General features: G+C 41.6%; 24 protein-coding genes. 5 read left to right on the top strand and 19 right to left on the bottom strand.

Annotated features, from left to right (window positions below; genetic code table 11):
* Nucleotides 1–68 precede the first annotated feature (68 nt).
* A complete protein-coding gene (locus GO816_RS04830) occupies nt 69–647 on the top strand; it encodes a hypothetical protein (protein ID WP_157540234.1) in 579 nt (192 codons plus the stop codon).
* A gap of 70 nt (nt 648–717) precedes the next feature.
* Here GO816_RS04830 and GO816_RS04825 read toward each other — a convergent pair whose 3' ends face one another.
* From GO816_RS04825 to GO816_RS04810, 4 genes are all read right to left on the bottom strand, one after another.
* Nucleotides 718–2,379, bottom strand: coding sequence for a hypothetical protein (locus GO816_RS04825; RefSeq protein ID WP_157540233.1), 1,662 nt, complete (start codon nt 2,377–2,379; stop codon nt 718–720).
* A 22-nt stretch (nt 2,380–2,401) separates the two neighbouring features.
* Nucleotides 2,402–3,088, bottom strand: a complete 687-nt coding sequence (locus GO816_RS04820) for a hypothetical protein (protein WP_232336496.1) — start codon at nt 3,086–3,088, stop codon at nt 2,402–2,404.
* Between the two features lie 200 nt (nt 3,089–3,288).
* Nucleotides 3,289–3,789, bottom strand: coding sequence for a MarR family winged helix-turn-helix transcriptional regulator (locus GO816_RS04815; RefSeq protein ID WP_157540232.1), 501 nt, complete (start codon nt 3,787–3,789; stop codon nt 3,289–3,291).
* Nucleotides 3,790–3,893: 104 nt separating this feature from the next.
* Nucleotides 3,894–4,559: an HAD family hydrolase gene (locus GO816_RS04810; protein ID WP_157540231.1), complete on the bottom strand. Its 666-nt coding sequence runs from the start codon at nt 4,557–4,559 to the stop codon at nt 3,894–3,896.
* A 121-nt stretch (nt 4,560–4,680) separates the two neighbouring features.
* Between GO816_RS04810 and GO816_RS04805 the strand changes: the two genes are divergently transcribed.
* Nucleotides 4,681–5,142, top strand: coding sequence for a phosphatidylglycerophosphatase A family protein (locus GO816_RS04805; protein ID WP_157540230.1), 462 nt, complete (start codon nt 4,681–4,683; stop codon nt 5,140–5,142).
* On the opposite strand, the gene GO816_RS04800 is transcribed toward GO816_RS04805, so the two are convergent.
* From GO816_RS04800 to GO816_RS04785, 4 genes are all read right to left on the bottom strand, one after another.
* Nucleotides 5,135–5,509, bottom strand: a complete 375-nt coding sequence (locus tag GO816_RS04800; protein ID WP_198171415.1) for a response regulator — start codon at nt 5,507–5,509, stop codon at nt 5,135–5,137. The two genes, GO816_RS04805 and GO816_RS04800, sit on opposite strands and share 8 nt — an antisense overlap.
* Nucleotides 5,510–5,854: 345 nt before the next feature.
* Nucleotides 5,855–6,484: an NAD(P)H-dependent oxidoreductase gene (locus tag GO816_RS04795; RefSeq protein WP_157540228.1), complete on the bottom strand. Its 630-nt coding sequence runs from the start codon at nt 6,482–6,484 to the stop codon at nt 5,855–5,857.
* Nucleotides 6,485–6,572: 88 nt separating this feature from the next.
* Nucleotides 6,573–7,190, bottom strand: coding sequence for a rhomboid family intramembrane serine protease (locus GO816_RS04790; RefSeq protein WP_157540227.1), 618 nt, complete (start codon nt 7,188–7,190; stop codon nt 6,573–6,575).
* On the bottom strand, nt 7,191–8,939 hold the full coding sequence (locus GO816_RS04785; protein WP_157540226.1) for a M14 family zinc carboxypeptidase: 1,749 nt from the start codon (nt 8,937–8,939) through the stop codon (nt 7,191–7,193).
* A 144-nt stretch (nt 8,940–9,083) separates the two neighbouring features.
* Between GO816_RS04785 and GO816_RS04780 the strand changes: the two genes are divergently transcribed.
* The gene (locus GO816_RS04780; RefSeq protein WP_157540225.1) at nt 9,084–9,869 is read left to right on the top strand and encodes a DUF1835 domain-containing protein; all 786 of its coding nucleotides are present in this window, start codon (nt 9,084–9,086) and stop codon (nt 9,867–9,869) included.
* A 24-nt stretch (nt 9,870–9,893) separates the two neighbouring features.
* Here GO816_RS04780 and GO816_RS04775 read toward each other — a convergent pair whose 3' ends face one another.
* Genes GO816_RS04775 through GO816_RS04760 form a run of 4 tightly spaced genes read right to left on the bottom strand, consistent with a single transcriptional unit; the run spans nt 9,894 to nt 13,290 of the window.
* The gene (locus GO816_RS04775; RefSeq protein ID WP_157540224.1) at nt 9,894–10,409 is read right to left on the bottom strand and encodes a shikimate kinase; all 516 of its coding nucleotides are present in this window, start codon (nt 10,407–10,409) and stop codon (nt 9,894–9,896) included.
* A gap of 32 nt (nt 10,410–10,441) precedes the next feature.
* The gene (locus GO816_RS04770) at nt 10,442–11,503 is read right to left on the bottom strand and encodes an ABC transporter permease (RefSeq protein WP_157540223.1); all 1,062 of its coding nucleotides are present in this window, start codon (nt 11,501–11,503) and stop codon (nt 10,442–10,444) included.
* Nucleotides 11,504–11,507: 4 nt separating this feature from the next.
* Entirely contained in the window at nt 11,508–12,704 is a 1,197-nt protein-coding gene (locus GO816_RS04765) for a BT_3928 family protein (protein WP_157540222.1), read from the bottom strand.
* 40 nt (nt 12,705–12,744) lie between these two features.
* The gene (locus tag GO816_RS04760) at nt 12,745–13,290 is read right to left on the bottom strand and encodes a DUF1599 domain-containing protein (RefSeq protein WP_157540221.1); all 546 of its coding nucleotides are present in this window, start codon (nt 13,288–13,290) and stop codon (nt 12,745–12,747) included.
* Nucleotides 13,291–13,349: 59 nt separating this feature from the next.
* Here GO816_RS04760 and folP point away from each other — a divergent pair, with 59 nt between their 5' ends.
* A complete protein-coding gene (gene folP / locus GO816_RS04755; protein ID WP_157540220.1) occupies nt 13,350–14,213 on the top strand; it encodes a dihydropteroate synthase in 864 nt (287 codons plus the stop codon).
* 162 nt (nt 14,214–14,375) lie between these two features.
* On the opposite strand, the gene GO816_RS04750 is transcribed toward folP, so the two are convergent.
* The 7 genes from GO816_RS04750 to GO816_RS04720 all read right to left on the bottom strand — a co-directional run bounded on the left by GO816_RS04750 (nt 14,376) and on the right by GO816_RS04720 (nt 20,008).
* Complete coding sequence (locus tag GO816_RS04750; RefSeq protein WP_157540219.1) at nt 14,376–15,338, bottom strand: hypothetical protein; 963 nt, start codon at nt 15,336–15,338, stop codon at nt 14,376–14,378.
* A gap of 9 nt (nt 15,339–15,347) precedes the next feature.
* On the bottom strand, nt 15,348–16,457 hold the full coding sequence (locus tag GO816_RS04745; RefSeq protein WP_232336495.1) for a toxic anion resistance protein: 1,110 nt from the start codon (nt 16,455–16,457) through the stop codon (nt 15,348–15,350).
* Nucleotides 16,458–16,572: 115 nt separating this feature from the next.
* Nucleotides 16,573–17,187, bottom strand: a complete 615-nt coding sequence (locus tag GO816_RS04740; RefSeq protein ID WP_157540218.1) for a TerD family protein — start codon at nt 17,185–17,187, stop codon at nt 16,573–16,575.
* 7 nt (nt 17,188–17,194) lie between these two features.
* Nucleotides 17,195–17,749, bottom strand: coding sequence for a TerD family protein (locus GO816_RS04735; protein ID WP_157540217.1), 555 nt, complete (start codon nt 17,747–17,749; stop codon nt 17,195–17,197).
* Nucleotides 17,739–18,587 carry a phosphoribosyltransferase family protein gene (locus tag GO816_RS04730; protein ID WP_157540216.1) on the bottom strand — a complete coding sequence of 283 codons (849 nt, stop codon included), beginning with the start codon at nt 18,585–18,587 and terminating at the stop codon, nt 17,739–17,741. The genes GO816_RS04735 and GO816_RS04730 overlap by 11 nt, the downstream gene beginning before the upstream one ends.
* Nucleotides 18,559–19,275: an HAD family hydrolase gene (locus GO816_RS04725; RefSeq protein WP_157540215.1), complete on the bottom strand. Its 717-nt coding sequence runs from the start codon at nt 19,273–19,275 to the stop codon at nt 18,559–18,561. The genes GO816_RS04730 and GO816_RS04725 overlap by 29 nt, the downstream gene beginning before the upstream one ends.
* 154 nt (nt 19,276–19,429) lie before the next feature.
* The gene (locus tag GO816_RS04720; protein ID WP_157540214.1) at nt 19,430–20,008 is read right to left on the bottom strand and encodes a porin family protein; all 579 of its coding nucleotides are present in this window, start codon (nt 20,006–20,008) and stop codon (nt 19,430–19,432) included.
* A 115-nt stretch (nt 20,009–20,123) separates the two neighbouring features.
* On the opposite strand from GO816_RS04720, the gene GO816_RS04715 reads away from it, so the two are divergent.
* Nucleotides 20,124–20,339 carry a CsbD family protein gene (locus tag GO816_RS04715; RefSeq protein WP_157540213.1) on the top strand — a complete coding sequence of 72 codons (216 nt, stop codon included), beginning with the start codon at nt 20,124–20,126 and terminating at the stop codon, nt 20,337–20,339.
* The last annotated feature ends 24 nt before the right edge of the window (nt 20,340–20,363 follow it).

Genomic DNA, 20,363 nt, shown 5'->3' with positions numbered 1-20,363 from the left:
AAAAAATAGCAAAAAACATTTTTGTTTTATGAAAATAGAATTATTTTAGCGCAAACAAATCACTTAAAATGAAAAAAATCTTTACCTTATTACTTATGGCCGGCTTGTTTTCATCTTGCGGCTCAAGCACTTCATCTTCTTCATTGTCAGATTCTATAACTGTCGACACCTCTGCTGTAATAGAGACGGATTTTTCGCAAGCAAAAGAAAAACCTGCCGAAAATACTTCAAAATGGACTTACAAAGAAGAAGAAGATAAAATGACGTCGAAGAAGAAGTATTTTGCAGACATTGAGGCAAATAATGAGCTTAATTTTGATTTTCCTTATGATGGAGGGTCTACAGGCAGCATTATGATACGCAAAAAAAATGGTGAAACCGATGTAATGCTTAGCATTTCGAAGGGACAATTTAATACAGGCGTTGATGGTACTTCCATTACGGTAAGATTTGATGATGATAAACCTGTTACTTTTGAATGTAGCGAAGCATCTGATAACAGTTCGGATTTACTTTTTATAAACAACACAAAAAAATTTATAAGCCGTTTAAAAAAATCTAAAAAGATGAATGTACAAGCTGAGTTTTACGAATCTGGTTTGCAGATAATGGAATTTACCACGGCTGGTTTTGTGTGGGCTCATTAATAAACATGATATGTAAACAAATAAAGCCGATGGTATCATCGGCTTTATTTGTTTACAACTATTTATAGGCTTAATTACAATCTGCCAGTACAAATTTAGCCTCAACCGTAATGGCATCAGCGGTTTGGTCGTAGTTAGCCGTTCCACTTAAGCCATCAACTGATGGAATATTGATACCCGCCGTTTTGTCAAGCTTAAATGAAGCAGAGTTATAATTTTTACCTGCAAAAGTAGTGCTGATGCTGTAAGTATGTCCGTTTATAAGGTTGGCCGATGATACACCATCAGTCATATAAATGTTAATGCTTTGGCCGGTTGTATTGTCTTTTAGCGTTAACCAGGTTGATGGCTGAGCTACTACCCGCTGATTGGTACAACGCGCGCTTATCTTAACTGTGGTTTGTACATAATCAATAACAGTTATGCCTGTAAGCGTTACATCAACAGATCCCTTGCCGCAAGCCTCAAAAAACGATGTTTCGCCTAACTTGTTAAGGCCGTTAGCTGTTTGTGCATATACTACAACTTTTAAGTTGCCGGCATCTGATGGAAAGTTGCTTAAAACGGCTTTAAAACCATTTCTTATGGAAGATGTAATGGCGCTTGCTACCGGCTGGTCATTTGCTGTAACCAGGCTTATTTGGTAATCACCGTTTATATCTTCGTCGGTATTTGGTATACGTACGTTTACATTTAAGTCAGAATTGCAATTGGTTGTGTACCAGTTTGCACTCCAGGCCGATAGATGGGTGATTGGAAAACTTACTGAAAGCTTGTTACTGCTGTTATAGGTAATTGTAGTATTGCTTTCATACTTCCACTGGCCGGTTTGCTCGTTAAGGCTCCAAACAGGTATGGCGTCGCCCGCTTTAACCGCTTTTTTTGTTTGCGGGTTTATAAGATCAGGGTTAATTTCCATGGTAACATTTACCGGCTTTGAAAAGGCTTTCACTGCAGTTGATCCTGCAGTCATGTCAATAGAAAGCAGTCCGGCGGTAACAAATGTTGCTCCGTTATTAACCGGCTGTCCGTTGGGGCCAATAGCATTAATCAAATCAAACCCACCAGGAAATGCAGCTGCCGCGTTTTCATTCCCCGTACCAAAGTAAACTATTTTTGATGATAGCTGAGAGGCGTTAATTGGGTTGTTATCGGCATCAAGTAATTTGGTGCCAGTGGTTATATTAATGCGGCTGGCTTCATCTACGCCATTGCCGGTTGGTGTGTTTATATTAATGGTAGCAGTAGTACCTGCTGTAACACTGTTTTCGCGGGTGATGGCGGTGGTGCCGTTTACCGGTTTGGCGTACTCAACTAATTTTATAACCGGCGCCGATGGAGTAGAGCTGGTTAACGATATAGTTTGCGATATAGGTGCATAGCCCGGCAAAGTAGCCGATATGCAAAAAGTAATAGGGTTGTTTTTAGTGGGTACTATTCCTTTTACCAAACTTAAAGGCAGGTAGCCTTTTAACGCAGTAAAATTTTTTCCGCCGCCATCAACCTGTAGGTATTGCGCTCCGGTACCGTTGACGGTTACCTTGAAGGCATCAGGCAGTTTAGTTGTGCTTGTTGTGTTGGCATTAACAAACTGCACCAGCATAGGTGTGGTTGATAGTGTGCCGGTATTTACAATAATGTCCAGATCGTCAATTGGCTTTTTACAGGCCTCAGCACCAATCAAAACAACACACGCAACGGCAACCAAAGCAGATTTGGTAAATAATTTCATAGTATAAATTTTATCAGGATTTTTAGCGTAAACGGAAATTGAAGTTCAGTTGAGCAACAGGCAGCCAGCGGTAACCTTTCATGTTGGCATTAAGTTGCGGCTCAAGTTTGTAGTTATCGGCCAGCATTTCGGTGCCGGTAACTTTTGATTTGGGTGATGACAAGTAGTATGTACCTAAATCAAGGTTTACATTGAAGCGGTTTTTAGGAAATCCTTTAAATAAACCAAGCCCAAGGTAAGGCGCAACACCCCGCCAGCTCATATCAATGTTAAGAGATCCTAAGTCGGCAGGAGTTAATTTATAGTTGCCTACCGAGTAAGTTCCGGTTGGCAGCACATTAATGTTGCCGTTGGCCTTAAACAGGTAGCCCGCGCCGGTTATCAGGCGTAACCCCTGAAGTTTTTTAAACGGAACAACATCAGCCCAAAGATGAACATTGGAGAACTTAACCGACAGGCTGTTATTTGAGTCAAACCCCGAGAAAGTGAAAATGTTATTGGCTTTTACAGGTATAAACGAGGCGCCGCCTCTTAGCGAAATGCGGCTGGTTAAACCGTAACGCAAATCGCCGCCAATGCCCTGCGTACCAGCTTGCAGCTGAAAAGAAATTTTATTGGCTGGGGCAACCGGTGCCACCGGTTGCGATTGAGCATGTACAAAGTAAGAGCAGCATGAAAGATATAAAGCAACAATAAAAATAATTTTCATTTGTAAAATGCAGTTAGTCAGTGGTTTGATTTTAAAAAACCCACTTATTTGGTGTTTTTAGGAATCTCTGACTTATACTGCTTTGCCGTTTAAATGGTTACAACCAACCGGACTTATTTGAAAATATATTACTTATAGCTTGAAGTTGTGACTTGCTGATAACAAAGATGAGCGTCAAATTGCGGGAACAAAATGTGTAACTATAATATCGGGGCTTGTATTGGCGGCTCTAAACGTGTTTTAATGCGCTCATACATGTTTTTTTCTTCCAGTGCTTTTTCTAATTGTGCTATGGTTACCAGTAAATTGTTATCAGCCTGGGTGAGCCAGTTCTCATTTTCAATTTTAATGGCCTCAAGTACCGGGGCAAGCTCCCGTAATAGCTTTTTTCCATTAGCCGACAGTGATACCAGGCGTTTCCTGCCGTCGGTTTTGTCTTTGTGGGCATTTATGAGCTTAGCGCTCAGCATTTGATCAACAAACTGCACTATGGCCGGGTGGGTAAGCTTAAGTTCTTCGGCAATATCAACTATTGACAGGGTTTTTCTCCGGTTAAGTAACTCAAGTACCAAAAACCACTTTGATTCAAAGTTAAGATTGAGCTCTTTGTAAATTTTATTTACATCGTGCGCCAAACGGTCGCTCAACCTTTTTAAACGCGTAGCCAAAGCCAGCTCCGCCAGTTCAGAGATAAGATCCATGTCAGTTAAATAGTGTAACCAATATACAATATATAATTGCTATACTAAACGCTTGGATGGTTTTTTTGGTGTAATACGGGCTACAATACTTACTATGCTTTTATTTAAGACAGCAGTTCAGAAAAAAAGCTGCCGTTAAAATCGGGCGAGTAATGGATGATGTTTGGCAGGTGCGTAAACTCATGTTGCTCATGCGTAGTGGTTAGTATAACCGCAGGCATTTGGGCGTTTAAAGCAGCTTCGGCACCTTTTGGTACATCTTCAAATACCAGGCAGTTAGTTGGGGCAATTTGCAGTTGTTGCGCTGCTTTCAAAAAGGTTTCGGGGTGAGGCTTGCTTAGCAAAACATCATCGGCGCTTACAATGGCTTTAAAGTAATGGCGTATGTTGAGGTTATCAAGTACAAAGTCAATATTAAAGGGAATAGCTGCCGAGGCTACCGCCATGGGAATATTGAGTTGATAAGCACGTTCCAAAAATTCGGCTAAGCCGGGCAGCAGGGCTAGTTGTGGCAGGTACTCCTGCTGGTATCGTTGTTCTTTAGCCAATGATAACTCAATTTTTTCGGCTTCGGTAAAACGCTGCGCGCCAAATACACGCTCTAAAACTTCGGGGTTTTTGCCATACATCTGCACTTTAACCTCATCCCAAGTAAAGTTGCCGCCAAGTTCCTCATTAAATATACGTTGCCAGGCTTTGGTATGGAAATCCATATCATTAATCATGGTTCCGTTCATATCAAATATCAGGGCGTGCGGTTTTCGTATCATGGGCGCAAATAGGGTAAAATGTTTAAATCAGCCAAAATAAGTTTAATCATTTACAAACGCATGGTGTGTAATGTTTATGGTGCTGCTAACACCTGGTTTTTTCTAACTTCGCAACATTAGTATGAACCTCAATAAAGTCATAGCCTCGTGGGGAGGCATAGGATATATTAAAGGTGGCGGCACCATTGCGGCCATAGTAACTTGCCTGCTTATTTATTTTGCAAACCAGCAGCTATTGTTGCAGCAGGTATGGGTATTACCTTTAGCTACGGTATTAATTACTTTATTGGGCATATACGTAGGCAACCAGGTTGAGCCCGACTGGGGTAAAGACAGCTACCGTGTTGTTATTGACGAAGTTGCCGGACAAATGGTTACCCTGCTTTTTATTCCGCTTACCACGCAGAATTTAATTATCGGCTTAATATTATTCAGGTTTTTTGACATGCTGAAGCCTTTGGGCATACGTAAAATGGAAGACCTGAAAGGAGGAACGGGAGTTATGATGGATGATGTATTAGCGGGTGTTTACGCCAATATAGTTTTGCAGGTAATAGTTTTTGCAATAGGCAGACTTAGTTAGCTATAAAGCGGTATTCTATTTTGTTAAGCAGCACCTGTGCATTTATGGGTTTCATTATAAAATCATCCGGGGAGCAATCGGCATTTTCGTAAAGCTTAACCAACGATTGCTTACTGCCAAGCACCGATATAACCGGTATTTTACTTGTTAAAGGAGCTGATTTTAAAGCTGCACAAATCATAGCTCCGTTTGAACCATGGCTTAAAGCGCCCAGTAAAATTAGGTGCGGATTGAATGCTGTAACTTCTTGAAAGATATATTCTGCTTCGGTTAAAGTTTGCACCTCATATCCATGCTGCATTAGCAGCGTGTATAATGATGATAATGTTTTGCGGTCATCTTCAACCACCAAAATTTTTTTAAACATGGTTTTAGTCATATATAGGTATTGGCAATTGATGTGCCATATGCATTAATGCCCTTTATGCAATATTTAACCATTAAGTAAATTCATGATGTATAAGGTTAACCTCACAAAGGGGAGTTGTTTCCACAACTATAGGTGATGTAATAAATAGCAGGTTAGGAACAAAAAAATGCCGGCCACCCCTGGCCGGCATTCACAACCTCAACTTTATTAAAAACACTAATGATTGTTCTGCCGGAGGTGGGAGTCAATTCTCCCCGCTATCTTATTTACACTCATCGATTTCATCCCCCATTCAGAACTCATCACTAACTTTGCCTCATTTTACTGAGGCCTCAATCACACTCATATTTTTATAAACAAGTCTGATGCCGATTTACGTACTTTAGGTAATTTGCTGTACTCGTCATCTTCTGCACGGTAACCAATTGCTGATATTACAGAGGTGGTTAAGCCAAGTTCTTTTAAACCTAAAATTTCATCAAACTTAGCCGGATCAAAGCCCTCCATCGGGCCGCTATCAACGTTTACTTCAGATGCAGCAGCCAATAAAACGCCAAGTGCTATATATGCTTGCTTATGCGCCCACACTAAACTTTCTTCGGCAGAAAGCGATGAAACTTTATTTAACAGCATGTCTTCAAAACCGGCAAGGGCCGAACGTTCCATATTGCGTATATGAGCAACTTGATCTACATACCGTTTCACATATTCCTCGTTTATATTGGTTTCTGCAGCAAACACAATCAGGTGTGAAGCGTCTGTAACCTGCGGCTGGTTATAAGCGGCTGCCTTAAGCTGCTGACGTATGGCTGCATCCTCTACCACAATAATTCTGTAGTGGTGTAAGCCATATGATGATGGTGCTAACTGTACGGTGTTTAGTATATAGTCTAAAGTATCCTGACTTATTTTTTTTGACGGATCAAATTTTTTGGTGGCGTACCGCCAAGCTAGAGCTTCTTTTAGTGCCATGATGTTTGATAATTAAGATTATACAAAAATATATGTTTAAACATTTAATAGTGTAATCTTAGTGTAACATCGCTGGTAAGTATATTGTTTAAAATGAAGCTCTTATCTGCTCAACAAAATTCAGTAGCACATCATGATAAAGCAAAACGGTGATCATAATACCGCTTAATGCTCCAAAAAAGTGTGCATCATGATTGATAGTGCCCCTTGCCTGACGCGAAGCATACACGCAATAAATAAGATAAAGCACCCCAAATAAAACGGCAGGTATACCAAACGGAATTGGGAAAACACCAATGCGGTTCATCGGGAAGAAGAGAATATAGCTGAATAGCACAGCACTTATTGCGCCCGAAGCGCCGAGGCTATGATAATTGTACGCTTCCTTAAACTTGCTAACCGTAGGCAAATCGCTTAAAATTAAGCTGCAAAAATACAGTAGTGCAAATTGCCAATGCCCAACAAGCGTTTCAAGGGTAGGGGCAAATATAAAATAAGACCACATATTGAACAGCAAGTGTGCCCAATCACGATGGATAAAGCCGCTGGTAACAAGGGTCCATACGCGCTGACCGCGGGCCACGCTGTAAGGGTGCAGCATAAACTCACCGTAAAGGCGCTCATTTGAAAAAGCCCATAAAGAAAGTGCAATAGTAATAATGAATATAAATGAGGCTACCGGAGCCGCTTGTAAGTATTGTTCCATTTATTGTAAATCGAGTTTGGTGTCGGTAAGTAAACGTGCAACAGGGTAACGCAGGTATGTGTTTTCGTAAAAAGGTGAGTTTTTATATACAAACTCCAACTGCGCCCCAGCGCTTTTGGCAAGTTGCGGGTTACGCTCCTTTTCCTTGTCCAGTTTTTGCTGTAATTCCGGGTGGGCTTTAAGGTATTGTGCGGCAATGTCTTCAAAAACGTAATCGGAGTAATGCTCTTTCTGGCTCAGCATCGAATCAAAAAAGTTCCAGGCAAAAAAAGAGTCAACAGCTTGCGGTTCCAATGTTTCTACAATATACCTGTTTATAGGCTGGTTTGTGTACACCACATAATCCCCCTCATAAAATTTAATCTTGTTATTGTTAACCACATTAAGCTGTACGCCGCTGTGCAGGTAATGGCCTTCATAAGGGCGCGGAACTGTTTTATAATCGGTTATATAATAAGTTTGTACGTTTAAGGTGGTATCGTGCTTTAAGCGCTTCATGGCAACCTTATTAAGTTTAAACAAATCAATTATTTTACCCCAGGCTTGCGGAACAACGTAGGCCACAGGCTTATCGGCTGTAAGTGTTGCTTTATAAGTATTGTAGTATTTAATGGTTTTTGTCCAAGGCTTAGCTCGGTCATAATACAAGCGCGGCAAACCACTGATGTCGCTGTTCTTATAACCCGCTTCGTAGCCTTTAAAGGTAATATTGTTAAACTTCTGCTCGTCTAAAGCCCAGGTTAGGGCAAAGGTTTTTTGCTGTGTTACCTGTTCATCGGCTTTGTGCTTAAGCTCACCAATTTGTTTGGCATCACGCTGGCAAACATCAATAAGGTGGTGCATAAATTCATAAGTGGCATAAACTTTTTTGTCGTAGGGTTTAAGCATATGCGTTTCGGTTACATAGCTTATAATATTATGCTGAACGGTGTGGCCGGTTGAAAAACGCGGCGTCTCTAAAAAGGCCACAATACCCGAATCGGGCGAGCGTTTTAAACTTTCAACGTACGGAATCATCTCATAACCGCTTTTCTCCATGCGTTTATAAAGTTTGGGAGATAACGTCTTGGCAGTGTATTCTGCCAGTATAGGGTGCTGCTTATCCTTTTGAGTTTCAATAAGCGTCATTACATATTGGTAGTCTGATCCATTGCTGGCGTGGTTATCTAAGAAAACTTCCGGCTGCCAGGTATTCAGTATCTGCAAAAAGGCAAGTGCGTTGCGGCTATCAGCTTTAATAAAATCGCGGTTAAGGTCAAGGTTGCGGTAGTTTCCCCTAAAACCATACGCCCTCGGTCCGTTTTGGCTCACACGAGATTGTCCACGGTTTAAGCTGCCGTCAATATTATACAGGGCAATAAAGCACACTACCACATCATTGGGCAATTGCTTTTTTTTAAGCATATCACGCACCAGCATCATACTGGCATCAATGCCTTCGGGCTCGCCCGGATGTATGCCGTTGTTTATAAGGATAACCCTTTTATTCTGTTGTTTGATTTTGGTTGGGTCAAAGTTGCCGTCTTTTGATAGCACTACCAGTGTTAAGGGTTTGCCGGCATCAGTACTGCCATAATTAAAAAGTTTTACCTGCTGCGGAAACTGCTTTACCAGTTTAGGGTAATGAGCCATAACCTCAGCATAAGTAGCTGTGGTATTTTTATCGGTACTTTGCTCAAATGGGGTTAACTGGGCGTGGGCTTTACCAAACAGCAAGGCCATGCTTAACAGGGGCAGCAGTTTTTTCATTGGTGGTAAATTTAATAGTTTTAATTAACGAGCGAGGGAGTGATGGTGTGAATGACCGAATTTAAAACATTCGCTGAACACAATTGCTATATATGGGAATAGGCAAATTAATTACTCTCTAATTCAGTAAATCACTTATTGCTCATGTCTCAGCTTCATATTCTTAACGGCGATGCCACCTTCCAAGAATTCAATGATACAGGTATTGACGGGGATGTTTTAGTTTGGCGTGAGGTGTTTTCTGAAGGACCGTTAGCTGTAAAGTTAGATGCAGATTTTTGGCATGAAAGACAAAAATTTACCGGTCTTACTTTTAATGATACGCCCGATGGTTACGAGCATAAGGTGCTGCATGAACTGGAAAAGTTAAATCAACCTTACACCGATATTACTCTGTGGTTTGACTTTGATTTGCATTGCCAGGTAAATATGCTTGGTGTAATGCAATTGCTTCAACAGCAAGTCGACCTATCGGGTCCGGAAATTTACCTTATTTGTCCTGATTGCTTCCCAGGAGTATCAAACTTCAGAGGAATGGGGCAACTGACCGGCAAGCAACTGGAAGTGTTATATGACAACCGCCTGCACCTTGGCGAATATGATTTTAAATTAGCTAGTGAAGCCTGGCGAGCTTACAATACTTTTAATGCCGACAAGTTAGACCGCTTTATTGATAGCACTCCATTTTGGGGTGGGCTTCATCAACTAAAATTTGCCCTTGAGGCACAGATGCGCAGGCTAGAGGTGAATGAACAAGGTTTAAATTATATTGAAGAAAAACTACTACTTATTTACCAAAATGGAGTAAACAACCAGGAGGCAATTTATGAAGCCTTTTGGCGCGATGAAGCAATTTATGGTATGGGTGATGCGGAGATTAATACTTACCTCAACCGTTTGCAACAAAGAGGGTTAATTAGGTTGGTTTAATTAGCTTCTTAAAGCAATAGGATGCTATAATTCAGTTTTTTCGGCAATCAATGCAGCTGCCCTTTCAGCTGTGAGGTTCAGGCCATCCGCTATTAGGTTTGCTTTTAGGTAGAATGCATTTCTTTCTTCCAGCTTCTCGGTAATAAATGCTAATAGCTCATCGCCATGTTTATCACGTAAAATGGGGCGGTCGTCTTTATTATTGCCTAAACGGCTTATTAATGCTTTTGGGTTAAGGTTTATATACAGCGTGGTACCATTCGCGTTCATCCACTCCATATTATCAAAAAAGCACGGCAGGCCGCCACCGGTTGATATTACTGCATTTTCGGGATAGGCGGTGCTTTTTAATATTTCTGATTCCGCCACGCGGAAAGCAGTTTCGCTAAAACTGGCAAAGTATTCGGCAATGGTCATACCGGCTTGCTCTTCCAGCACATGGTCCAGATCAATAAATTGATAATTTAGGCGGGTTGCCAGTTTGCGGCCAAGCGTGGTTTTGCCGCTGCCCATATAACCAATTAAAAAAATGCGTGCCATGTAAAAATTATTAAGCTGATTATGTGTGGCTGTTACGAGTTGAACTTTACACGTGGGTCAATCCACACATAAAGTAAATCAACCAAAATATTTATAACCACAAATATAAAAGCAATAAATAGTATAGAACCGATGATAACCGGAAAATCTGACATTTCGAGCGCATCAACCGTTACCTTGCCCAAGCCGTTATAACCAAATACATATTCTACAAAAAATGAACCTGCCAGCAGCGAAGCAAACCAGTTTGCAATAGCGGTAATAACCGGGTTTAAAGCATTGGGTAACGCGTGACGATAAACAATGGCGTTCCGACTCAATCCTTTTGCTTTTGCGGTGCGAATATAATCCTGAGCCAGCACTTCGAGCATTGAACTGCGTGTAAGCTGTACAATAATGGCAAGCGGGCGCAAGCCCAGCGTAACAGCCGGTAAAATTACATTGCTCCAGGTTAGTACTTCGCCTTTGAACGGATCGTAGCTGTACAAACTACCGGTCATGTTGAGGCCGGTATAGTGGCTCAATACAAAACCAAATAGCCAGGCTATTATTATACCCGCAAAAAATGATGGTGCCGAAATACCCAATACCGAAAAGCCTACGGCAAGGCGGTCTATCCATGTATTTTGATGCACGGCACTCAGCACGCCAAGTAACACCCCAAGTATAACCGCCATAGTCATAGCCAAAACGGCCAGTATCAACGTGTTTGGTATAACATCGAGCAATAGCTCACCAACCTCTTTATGGGTTTGGTATGACCGGCGCAGATATGGCCATTTTAGGGCAATTACATGTGTATTTGATACCGGGAACAACTGCACATAGCCATAACGTTCCCGCTCTTCAAGCGTGCGGGCGTGTAAGCCAACAGGTGATAGATCATTCAGATAATAGGCAAATTGAACCGGCAAGGGCTTATCCAGGCCAAATTCCTTACGCACTGCTTCGAGCGATTGTACATCGGCACGCTGCCCTTGGGTCATGCGGGCTGGGTCAACCGGTAAAATGTTGAACAGAAAAAATACTACTACCACAATGCCCAGCATTACTGCCGCACTATAACCAATTTTGCGGATGAGGTAGCGTAGCATTATTTTACTGTTTTTGCAGATATTTTTTTACCAGCGCATCGTAATCGGGCATCGTATGGTGGTGCCATTTGTTAATTACGGTGCCGTTTTTTAGCAGCATAATTCCAGGGTTGGCCCTCACCATGGTTTTTAAAGGCACGCCGTCAGCATGAAATATTTCAAACGCCAAACGATGCTTTTTGCTGAAAGCCTGAGCATCCGCAGGGGAGGCTGCTGTTAGCAGCACCGTGCGAATATTATAGTTTTGGGTAAGATTAATAGCCAAGGCATTCAGCCTGCCCAATGCTTCAACGTTAGTATGCCTTAAATCATAAGCCACAACCATAAGGTTATAAAACGGGTTGCTGAGCAATTCCTGCGTATAATCGTTGCCTTGCCCGTCTTGTATGCCCAGGTCGCGTATTTTGGGTTCGAAACCTTTTTTAACCAAGCGGCGTTCAGGGTCGCCTTGTACTTCCCAGCTGGCATCCTTCCAAATGCCGCTTTTAAGATATTCTTTGTCGCTAACGGTTTTTGTAGCGCCCGATTTTTTGTTTTTAAGCAGGTAGGTCAACTCAAATTCATCAGGCACAGCTCCTGGTGGAGTTTTCATCTCGTCAGGAATGTTGTTGCCAATTTTGTAGGGCAAAAAATCTATAACGGGTAAAAAATTGTAAGTATAAAAACCAACGCCTAGTGAAATAATAACGGCCGCAACTAACCACCGCACTTCGGCCTTATGGCTTACCAGCGGACGTATTTGATGGCGGTTAAAGAACAGCACCAACACCAAAACGAGCAAGGCCATATCCTTACCAAAGGATTCCCAGGGTGTAAGCGGAATAGCATCCCCAAAACAGCCGCAGGTTTGTACAACCTTAAAAAATGCAGAATAAAATGTAAGGAAGCCGAAAAAGATAATCAACAGCAGCAAGCCCCAAACAATTGCATTAACACGGATGCCTATAAGCAGCGCAAACCCCAGTATCATTTCCAGCGCACACAAAATTATTGACAGGCTTAGCGCAAGATCATTTAAAAAAGTTACATGAAATACTTCAAAATACTCCTCCAGCTTATAAGAAAAACCCAAAGGATCATTTGCCTTTATTAAGCCCGAAAAAATGAAGAGGAGGCCAACCAAGAGGCGGCAAAGCCATACCCCCCAGCCCCCTGAAGGGGGAGTAGAAGTTGATGTATATTGTTTAGATGCGGAGGTCATTATAAAAGGGAATATATTTAAGCGAGTCAACACTCCCCCTTCAGGGGGCTGGGTGGCTAAGTTTGATTAGTGCAAAAACAGAATAATTCAGCATGTCCTGGTAGTTAGCTTTTACGCCTTCTGATACTACCGTTTGGCCCTGGTTATCTTCTATTTGTTTAACACGCAATATTTTCATGAGTATTAAATCAGTAAGTGAGCTAATACGCATATCGCGCCAGGCCTCGCCATAATCATGATTTTTAGCAAACATCAGGTCGCGCGTTTCGTTCACGTATCTATCAAATAACTGGCTTACCTGCTCAACCGGAAGCTCATAGGGGGCATCGTCATTAAGTTCCAGCTGCATCATGGCAATAATACAGTAGTTAATAATGCCAATGTATTCGCCGGTAACATCATCACCTACTTTTGATACCTTTTTTTCCTCGAGGGTACGAATGCGCTGCGCTTTTATAAATATTTGATCGGTTATGGATGAAGGACGAAGAATGCGCCATGCAGTGCCGTAATCGCTTGTTTTTTTAATAAAAAGCGACCGGCAGTTATTTATAACAGCTTCGTATTCGGATGCGGTATTGCTCAAAACGGTAGAAATTAATTTTTGTAACGATATTTACACCCGGGCAGTTAAACCCGTAGTAAATGGCTAAAGATACAGTTTTTAATAAAAAGGCAACCATTAACGCAGGCGGCAGGCTTATTGATTTAAGCACACCGCAGGTTATGGGCATTATAAACCTAACGCCCGATTCTTTCTTTGAAGGCAGCAGGAAGCCTGACGTTGAATTGGCCGTGCAGCAAGCCGGTAAAATGCTTGCTGACGGGGCATTGATGCTGGATTTGGGGGCATATTCATCCCGTCCGGGCGCTGCAGATATTTCAGTTCAGGAGGAGCTTGACCGTTTACTGCCAGCCGTTTATGCAATTGTTAAGCAATACCCCGAGGCTGTACTTTCTATTGATACCTTTCGTGCTGAGGTTGCCGAAGCAGCCATCAAAGCAGGGGCACACATTATTAATGATATTGGCGGTGGCGATTTGGATGCTAATATGTTTGACACCGTTGCCCGCCTGCAAGTGCCTTATATTTTAATGCACATGAAAGGCACGCCGCAAACCATGGTACAGCAGGCGCAATACCGGGATGTATTTAGCGAAGTGTTTGACCATTTGGTTTTACGTTATGAAAAAATACGCGCGCTGGGCGTGCATGATGTAATACTTGATCCGGGCTTTGGCTTTGCCAAAACAGCCGAGCAGAGTTATGCGTTGATAAACCGTTTACAGGATTTTGATATGTTGGAATCGCCTGTGTTGGTGGGCATATCGCGTAAGCGTATGATTTATGGTTTACTGGGTGGTACTGCCGCCGATGCCTTGAACGGTACTACGGTTTTAAATACAATTGCCCTTACTAAAGGAGCTAATATTTTGCGTGTGCATGATGTGAAGGAGGCTGTAGAGGCGGTGAAGATTTGGGAAATGGCGAAGAAAAATTCTTTATAAACTATGTCGTTTCGACTATTAGGAGAAATCTTGTTAGAGCGGACATGCTTTGCAACACGAACAGGATCTCTCACTATCGTTCGAGATGACATGAGGGGACAGATAGCTTAAAAAGCTTTTAAAAAGTCTCCCCCTCCGAGGGCGGCTTAGAAGTGGCTTTTATCACATCAAATCTGTATTCAGCATAGCCTTTAGCACATTAGCCTGCGTATCAAAATTGCTCATGTTTTGCAGGAAGTTAATGTCGGAGATTTTTTTGTAGTGGTCGGCCAGTAAATTACGGATTTCGTTGGGTAAAAAAGTTTTGGTTATGGCTACGCTGCTGTGCAATTGGTCGTTACGGTTTTTTAACTCTTGTACCAGCGTATCGGGCTTATCAAGGGCAATGCTGTTATTAATATCCTGTATCTCGGCAGCATCGCACAATAAAAACAAGTTGCGCGACGGATAAAAGATGTAATAAATATCAGGTTCCTTAATGCGGAATACTTCTATAATTAAGCTTCCGCTTTTAAGCCCGCTGTAAAACTCGCTTTTAAAATCATATTTGCACAACAAGCCCATTAATTTGCGCTGAATTACAGCATGGGCATTAGTGTAAACCTCATTAGGCTCGTATTGAGTGAGTTTAGCCAGTACATCGGCTTCAACGGTTGGGTAAAAGCCCGAGGCAAAACGCGCGCTGAACGAGTTGATGTTTTTAGAAAACGGGTATTCGCTGCTATCGTGACTCAAAACCTCGTATAGCTTGCGTAACGAGTTATTAATTTTGAGAGCCTGCCGCTGTTTTTCTAAACGGTAATCGTTTTCTGAGTAGCTGGAAGCTTCCAAGCGTGTGATCATATCGGCGTTAACCTGTATTTCATCAAAAAGCAAACTTACGTTGCGCTCGTTGCTCTTTTTAATTTTACGAAGCAGTTCAATTACCGTATCAGTAAACTGCAAATGAAAAAGCTCGAGTTTGTTAACATCGAGCTCTGAATTGTTTTCAAACAGCTGATGGATAACCTGGCTCCTTACATATACTTTCATCACAATCTCATCGGCAAAAAATGCGGCAAGCAGGTGCAGCTTGCTTAGTGCCCGGGTAGATTCAATTAATATATTTCGCCTGTTCTCATCCATCAGCGTTTGTTAGCTGGCGTTGGTTACGCCCTTCTTAAGTTCTGTTTCAAGCGTGGCAAGCTCGGTGTTTAATACCTTGCGATTTTGAGCGCCTTGCTCATGTATTTGCTTAACCTCGTTAAGGGTTTCTATTAATGATTGGGTTGTGCGTTTCAATGTATCGATTGATACTACTGTTTTCTCGTTTTCGCGCGCAACATCAATACTGTTTTGTTTAAGCAGCTCGGCATTCTTTTGCAAAATGGTATTGGTAGTGTCCGATATTTTTTTCTGCATCTCCACGTTTTGCTTTTGGCGATGCAAGGCCACGGCAATAGTAAGCTGGTTTTTCCATACCGGTATGGTGGTAGTAACTATTGATTGGGCCTTTTCGGCAATTGATGTATTGTTGCTTTGCACCACGCGTATTTGCGCTAATGATTGCAGCATAATAAACCGCACCACTTTCATATCGGCCAGACGTTTGTCAAGTCGGTTCACAAAATCGCGCATATCGGCAATTTCGTAATCTTGATACGCTGCCGGGTTACCATCCATTACTGCCAGCTTTTCGCTTAGCTCCTGGTATTTGATCTGTCCGGCTATAATCAGCTCCTCCATTTGTTTAATGTAGCCTACATTGCTATCAAACATGGTTTGCAGCGAGGCATTATCTTTAATGGAGTTTACACGACCGGCTTTAATTTTATTGGTGATTTTATCGATATTGTTAACAACGGTGTCGTATTTCTGAAAAAGCTTTTTAGCATCAAATACCATTTTTTTAAGAAACGGTATACCGGCTATGAAACGACTGAACGCATTTTGATTCAGCTCATCAATATCAATATAATTAAGCTCGGTAAGCAGTTCGTTCACCAGTAAACCAACCTCGCCCGAGTTATATGTACGTACCGATGACAAGAACTGGTTACTGTACTTTTCCATTGAGCCTTGTATGTCGGCACCATAGTTTAATATGGAGTTTACATCGGCCGGGTTAAGGTCTTTGTTAACGCTCTCATATTTTTTAACGTCGTCGGTAGTGATTTGGTCAAGGTTTACGTTACCCTCTTTATCTATTTTATTACTAACCAAGCTCGTTTCAGGAACGGGTGGCAGGTTGTTTTCCATTTCCATAATATAGCCCCCTTTAATCTCCCCCGGGAGGGGAGACTTTTAAAAGTTGCGGGGATAAACTTTTTAAGTTATAAATTATAAAAAGCCCTCCCTCCCGGGGAGGGTTGGATGGGGCTTACAAATACTGCTGCATTACCGTATTTACGGTTTCCTGCAGTTTTTTGTCTTTAGTAGGCTCGCCAATGGCGTTAAACTTCCACTCGCCGTTACGTTTGTAAAATACGCCCATAACCATACTCACGTGACCGGCAAAACCTGGCCCGTTGGCAATATCATATTTAGCAAACACCTCGTTTACACGTGTAGGTGTACCTTCGTAAATTCGTATAGAGGCAAACGGAATTTTACCAAAATCATGTCCGCGGAAACTGTTGAGTACAAAAGCTACATATGTGGTGCTTTCATTAAGTTTCGACAGATCGAGCGTTATTACCTCGTTGTCAATACCATCGTCGCCGCCCATATCTCCGGTTAAATCGTCGCCGCTATGTTTAACCGAGCCGTTTTTTGATTTCAGGTTGCCAAAGTATACTACTTCTTCCAGTTGCTTGTTGGCGTTAAACAGGGCGCAGCTGCCGTCAAGGTCAACCGCTTCTTTGCTGCCGCCAATGCCAAACAGGCCTTTTTTTTCAATAGCACCCCAGTTAATGCCTACACATATATTTTGCAGCTTGCTACCATTGCTTTTTTCAAGACTAATGCGCTGCCCTTTTTCCAGATTAATTGCCATATTAGGTTTAGTTGTATTTATTTAAGTAATCCTGTAATCCGCCTTTCATACCTGCACCAACGGCTTCAAATTTCCACTCGTTGTTGCGCTTGTAAATACGGCCAAATTCAACGGCTGTTTCTATTGAAAAGTCTTCCTCTAGTTCGTATTTCAGCAAATCGGTGTTGGTATCGGCATCAAAAATGCGGATGAACGAGTTACGCACCTGCCCAAAATTCTGGCGGCGGCTTTCGGCCTCATGTATGGTAATCACGATGCATATCTCGGTAACGCGCGAATCTATTTTCGACAGGTCAATTTTAATTTGCTCGTCGTCGCCATCGCCTGCGCCGGTAAGGTTGTCGCCGGTATGCTCAACAGCTCCATCCGGAGAAGTAGTATTGTTGTAAAACACAAAAAATTCATCGGCTAATATTTTTTTGTTATCGCCCATGATAAAAACAGAGGCATCCAAATCAAATGCTGACCCTGTGGAAGAACTGTTGGTATCCCAGCCTAAGCCAACAACAAATTTTGGTGCGTTGATGGTTTCGCGCTGTCCTTTTTGCAAGTTAATTGCCATGGTGTACTAATTTTGTTTCGTGATCTAATAAAAGGTTTCTTAAGTAATTCAAATTTATAGAATAATTATCCATAGTGTGATAACCATTTCCTAAAGCCATATCATATAACTGATTTATGAAAGCTTTGCTTTGATATTCTATAAAAATGCAAAAATCTTTATGGTCATAATTGAGTATGTACTTTACAATACGCGTATTAACAATAAAATGGCCGCCGTTAATAACGCGGTCTAAGTCAAAAATGGTTTTGACCTCATGGTAGTTGAGGTAATTTTCAATGGTTGGCGGAATATCCATGTTAACCAACTCGGCAAAATAAAGCATGTAGGTTTCATTATGCAAATTGTACTCCCTGATCATTTTTGAAATCATGCGCTCATGGCTGCCGGTTATCTTTATATCATCTAAAAATATGAGCACCTTACCGGTTAAAAAACCGGCATCTATATGAAATGAGTCGTTACTAATGAGGCTCATGCGCTGCTCGGCATCTAAAGCGCCATAATCTTCTTTGTAAGTTATAGTGCGATGCACTTTAGCTTCTTGCACCACAGGTATGCCGTTTTGAGCCAGCCACCGGTTAAGCCTGAACACAAAATGATTTTTAAGGGCAAACGTTGCAGTAGGGATGAAAGAGTACGGACTTGATATAACTACCAATTGTTGCGTAGGTGGGTTTTTGCTCAATACGTCTTGTATAAAACCATCGGCCAGGGCGGTACCGTAGCGTGCGGCAACGGCATCATCACCATATTTAAAACGGCTGTAATCAGCGGCATCGAAGCCAAAATTTGTACTGCTGTGTATTTTATGAAGGGAATAAATGCGATGGTTCATGGTTGGATAAAGATGTGATAGATTTTTGGTTGGAATTAATAAGTATGGCGTTTAAGCCCATCGCCTCGGCACCGGCAATGTCGGCAATAGGGTTGTCGCCTATGTGTACTATATCTTTTAAGGTTATAGATGTATTTAAAATAGCAGCCTGATCAATCATCAATTGAAAAAACTTTGGATTAGGTTTGGAAATGCCTAACTCATCAGAGTATAAATGAAAATCAATATACTGGCTAATACCCAGCTGTTGCAGTATCTGCCGCAGTGTACTGCCTTTAATAAAGCCTGTGTTACTTAAAATATTAATTGATGCTCCACTATCTTTTATAGCCGCCAATACTGCTACCGTATTATCACAATATACTTTCGGCAAATTTTCAAATAATAGCGCCTCCATTCTTTGGTAAAGTTCATCGGTGTTGATGCTATGCAGATTTATCTGGTTGTTATGCATTTGGCTTATTACCATGAGGTACATCTCGTCGGCATCAATATTTTTACCCGTACGCTCATTAATGCAATTGCACATTACATCAACTTGCCTGAAAATAGCTTCAACCTCTGAAAGCGTTTTTTGCAATGAATTATAGTTCTCGTAAAAATACAGGCTCCGGCGTTGTTTAAACAACGGATTTGACTTGATGAGCGTTAACCAAAGGTCAAACGAGTAATGCTTATAGTGCGGCATAAGACCTGTATTTTCGTAGCAGATAAATTATGGTAAGGTAAATATAAAATTGTAATGAGCAATATCAAAAGCCGCTCACGGCTAAAAAAGGCTGTAAAACAATAAGGCCGCCTGCAAAAGCAGGCGGCCTTATTGTTTATATAAAACTTGCTAATTACAGAATTTTAAAGCCAATGCTTAAGGCCCATAAATTTGCACGCTGACCGTAGCGCTCGTTAATTTTGGTTAAGCCACCTTCGTATCGTAAATCGGCAGTTATGTTGCCAATATCAATACCGCCGCCAACCTGGAAACCCAGGGTGCTGTTTTTGTATTCGCCAAAATCGGCAATAACTGAATTTACCTTGTTGTTTTCGCTTAGATTATAAGAATAAACTGGTCCGGCCATTGCCCGTACGTTCAATGAGCCTACTGATACCAATTTACGGCCAATAAGTACAGGCACGTTAAGTGTGGTAAAGGTTACCTTTCCGCTGGCTGATGCGCTGTTGCCGCCAGTACTGCCCTCAAACTTACCACCGCGGCTACCAAGGTAAAGCTCGGGTTGTAAATACCAGCTGTTTCCTACACGTGCAAATAATCCTGCCTGGTAACCCGCTACTGATGATTCGCTAATATTGTCGGTATTTATTTTAGAGAAATTTATACCCCCTTTGATACCTAAGGTTGCCTGTGCCTTGGCACCTGCAACAGTAAAAGCCAATATGGCTAAGCTTAAAATGTACTTTTTCATAAGTTTTGTTTTGTTTAGTAATGAGTTAAGATGCGTTTAACCAGTAAAAGTTTAATAGTAAACTGAATTTTTGACGAAACCGTCTTGGATGCTCTTTTTTTATATTTTTGTGATTATGGCATCAATAAACATAAGTAACAAAGATTGGCCGCGCGTTAAAATTAAACTTAAGCGCAAATATAATCATCTCACTGATGAAGACCTGCAGTATAACGAAGGCCAGGAAGATAAATTGATAAATACCCTTGCAGAGCGTGTAAACCGCAATACCGAATATGTATTGTTTACATTGAAGAAAGCTTTGGTTAACATTGACAATAATCGCCTGTAACAAAATTTTTTACTCTTCGTTTAA

It is taken from the genome of Mucilaginibacter aquatilis, from assembly GCF_009755275.1.
Lineage (GTDB): Bacteria > Bacteroidota > Bacteroidia > Sphingobacteriales > Sphingobacteriaceae > Mucilaginibacter > Mucilaginibacter aquatilis.
Note: the sequence above shows the minus strand (reverse complement) of the source record. Positions and strands in the feature narration are given on the sequence as shown.

Bases quoted from the DNA above. Each gene is read 5' to 3' on its own strand.
- GO816_RS04780 (WP_157540225.1), top strand. From the start codon at position 9,084: ATGTCTCAGCTTCATATTCTTAACGGCGATGCCACCTTCCAAGAATTC.
- folP (WP_157540220.1), top strand. From the start codon at position 13,350: ATGGCTAAAGATACAGTTTTTAATAAAAAGGCAACCATTAACGCAGGC.
- GO816_RS04765 (WP_157540222.1), bottom strand. From the start codon at position 12,704: ATGACCTCCGCATCTAAACAATATACATCAACTTCTACTCCCCCTTCA.
- GO816_RS04750 (WP_157540219.1), bottom strand. From the start codon at position 15,338: ATGGATGAGAACAGGCGAAATATATTAATTGAATCTACCCGGGCACTA.
- GO816_RS04745 (WP_232336495.1), bottom strand. From the start codon at position 16,457: ATGGAAATGGAAAACAACCTGCCACCCGTTCCTGAAACGAGCTTGGTT.
- GO816_RS04770 (WP_157540223.1), bottom strand. From the start codon at position 11,503: ATGCTACGCTACCTCATCCGCAAAATTGGTTATAGTGCGGCAGTAATG.
- GO816_RS04830 (WP_157540234.1), top strand. From the start codon at position 69: ATGAAAAAAATCTTTACCTTATTACTTATGGCCGGCTTGTTTTCATCT.
- GO816_RS04785 (WP_157540226.1), bottom strand. From the start codon at position 8,939: ATGAAAAAACTGCTGCCCCTGTTAAGCATGGCCTTGCTGTTTGGTAAA.
- GO816_RS04725 (WP_157540215.1), bottom strand. From the start codon at position 19,275: ATGCCGCACTATAAGCATTACTCGTTTGACCTTTGGTTAACGCTCATC.
- GO816_RS04735 (WP_157540217.1), bottom strand. From the start codon at position 17,749: ATGGCAATTAACTTGCAAAAAGGACAGCGCGAAACCATCAACGCACCA.
- GO816_RS04715 (WP_157540213.1), top strand. From the start codon at position 20,124: ATGGCATCAATAAACATAAGTAACAAAGATTGGCCGCGCGTTAAAATT.
- GO816_RS04805 (WP_157540230.1), top strand. From the start codon at position 4,681: ATGAACCTCAATAAAGTCATAGCCTCGTGGGGAGGCATAGGATATATT.
- GO816_RS04825 (WP_157540233.1), bottom strand. From the start codon at position 2,379: ATGAAATTATTTACCAAATCTGCTTTGGTTGCCGTTGCGTGTGTTGTT.
- GO816_RS04815 (WP_157540232.1), bottom strand. From the start codon at position 3,789: ATGGATCTTATCTCTGAACTGGCGGAGCTGGCTTTGGCTACGCGTTTA.
- GO816_RS04820 (WP_232336496.1), bottom strand. From the start codon at position 3,088: ATGAAAATTATTTTTATTGTTGCTTTATATCTTTCATGCTGCTCTTAC.
- GO816_RS04775 (WP_157540224.1), bottom strand. From the start codon at position 10,409: ATGGCACGCATTTTTTTAATTGGTTATATGGGCAGCGGCAAAACCACG.
- GO816_RS04730 (WP_157540216.1), bottom strand. From the start codon at position 18,587: ATGAACCATCGCATTTATTCCCTTCATAAAATACACAGCAGTACAAAT.
- GO816_RS04790 (WP_157540227.1), bottom strand. From the start codon at position 7,190: ATGGAACAATACTTACAAGCGGCTCCGGTAGCCTCATTTATATTCATT.
- GO816_RS04720 (WP_157540214.1), bottom strand. From the start codon at position 20,008: ATGAAAAAGTACATTTTAAGCTTAGCCATATTGGCTTTTACTGTTGCA.
- GO816_RS04810 (WP_157540231.1), bottom strand. From the start codon at position 4,559: ATGATACGAAAACCGCACGCCCTGATATTTGATATGAACGGAACCATG.
- GO816_RS04795 (WP_157540228.1), bottom strand. From the start codon at position 6,484: ATGGCACTAAAAGAAGCTCTAGCTTGGCGGTACGCCACCAAAAAATTT.
- GO816_RS04740 (WP_157540218.1), bottom strand. From the start codon at position 17,187: ATGGCAATTAATCTGGAAAAAGGGCAGCGCATTAGTCTTGAAAAAAGC.
- GO816_RS04800 (WP_198171415.1), bottom strand. From the start codon at position 5,509: ATGTTTAAAAAAATTTTGGTGGTTGAAGATGACCGCAAAACATTATCA.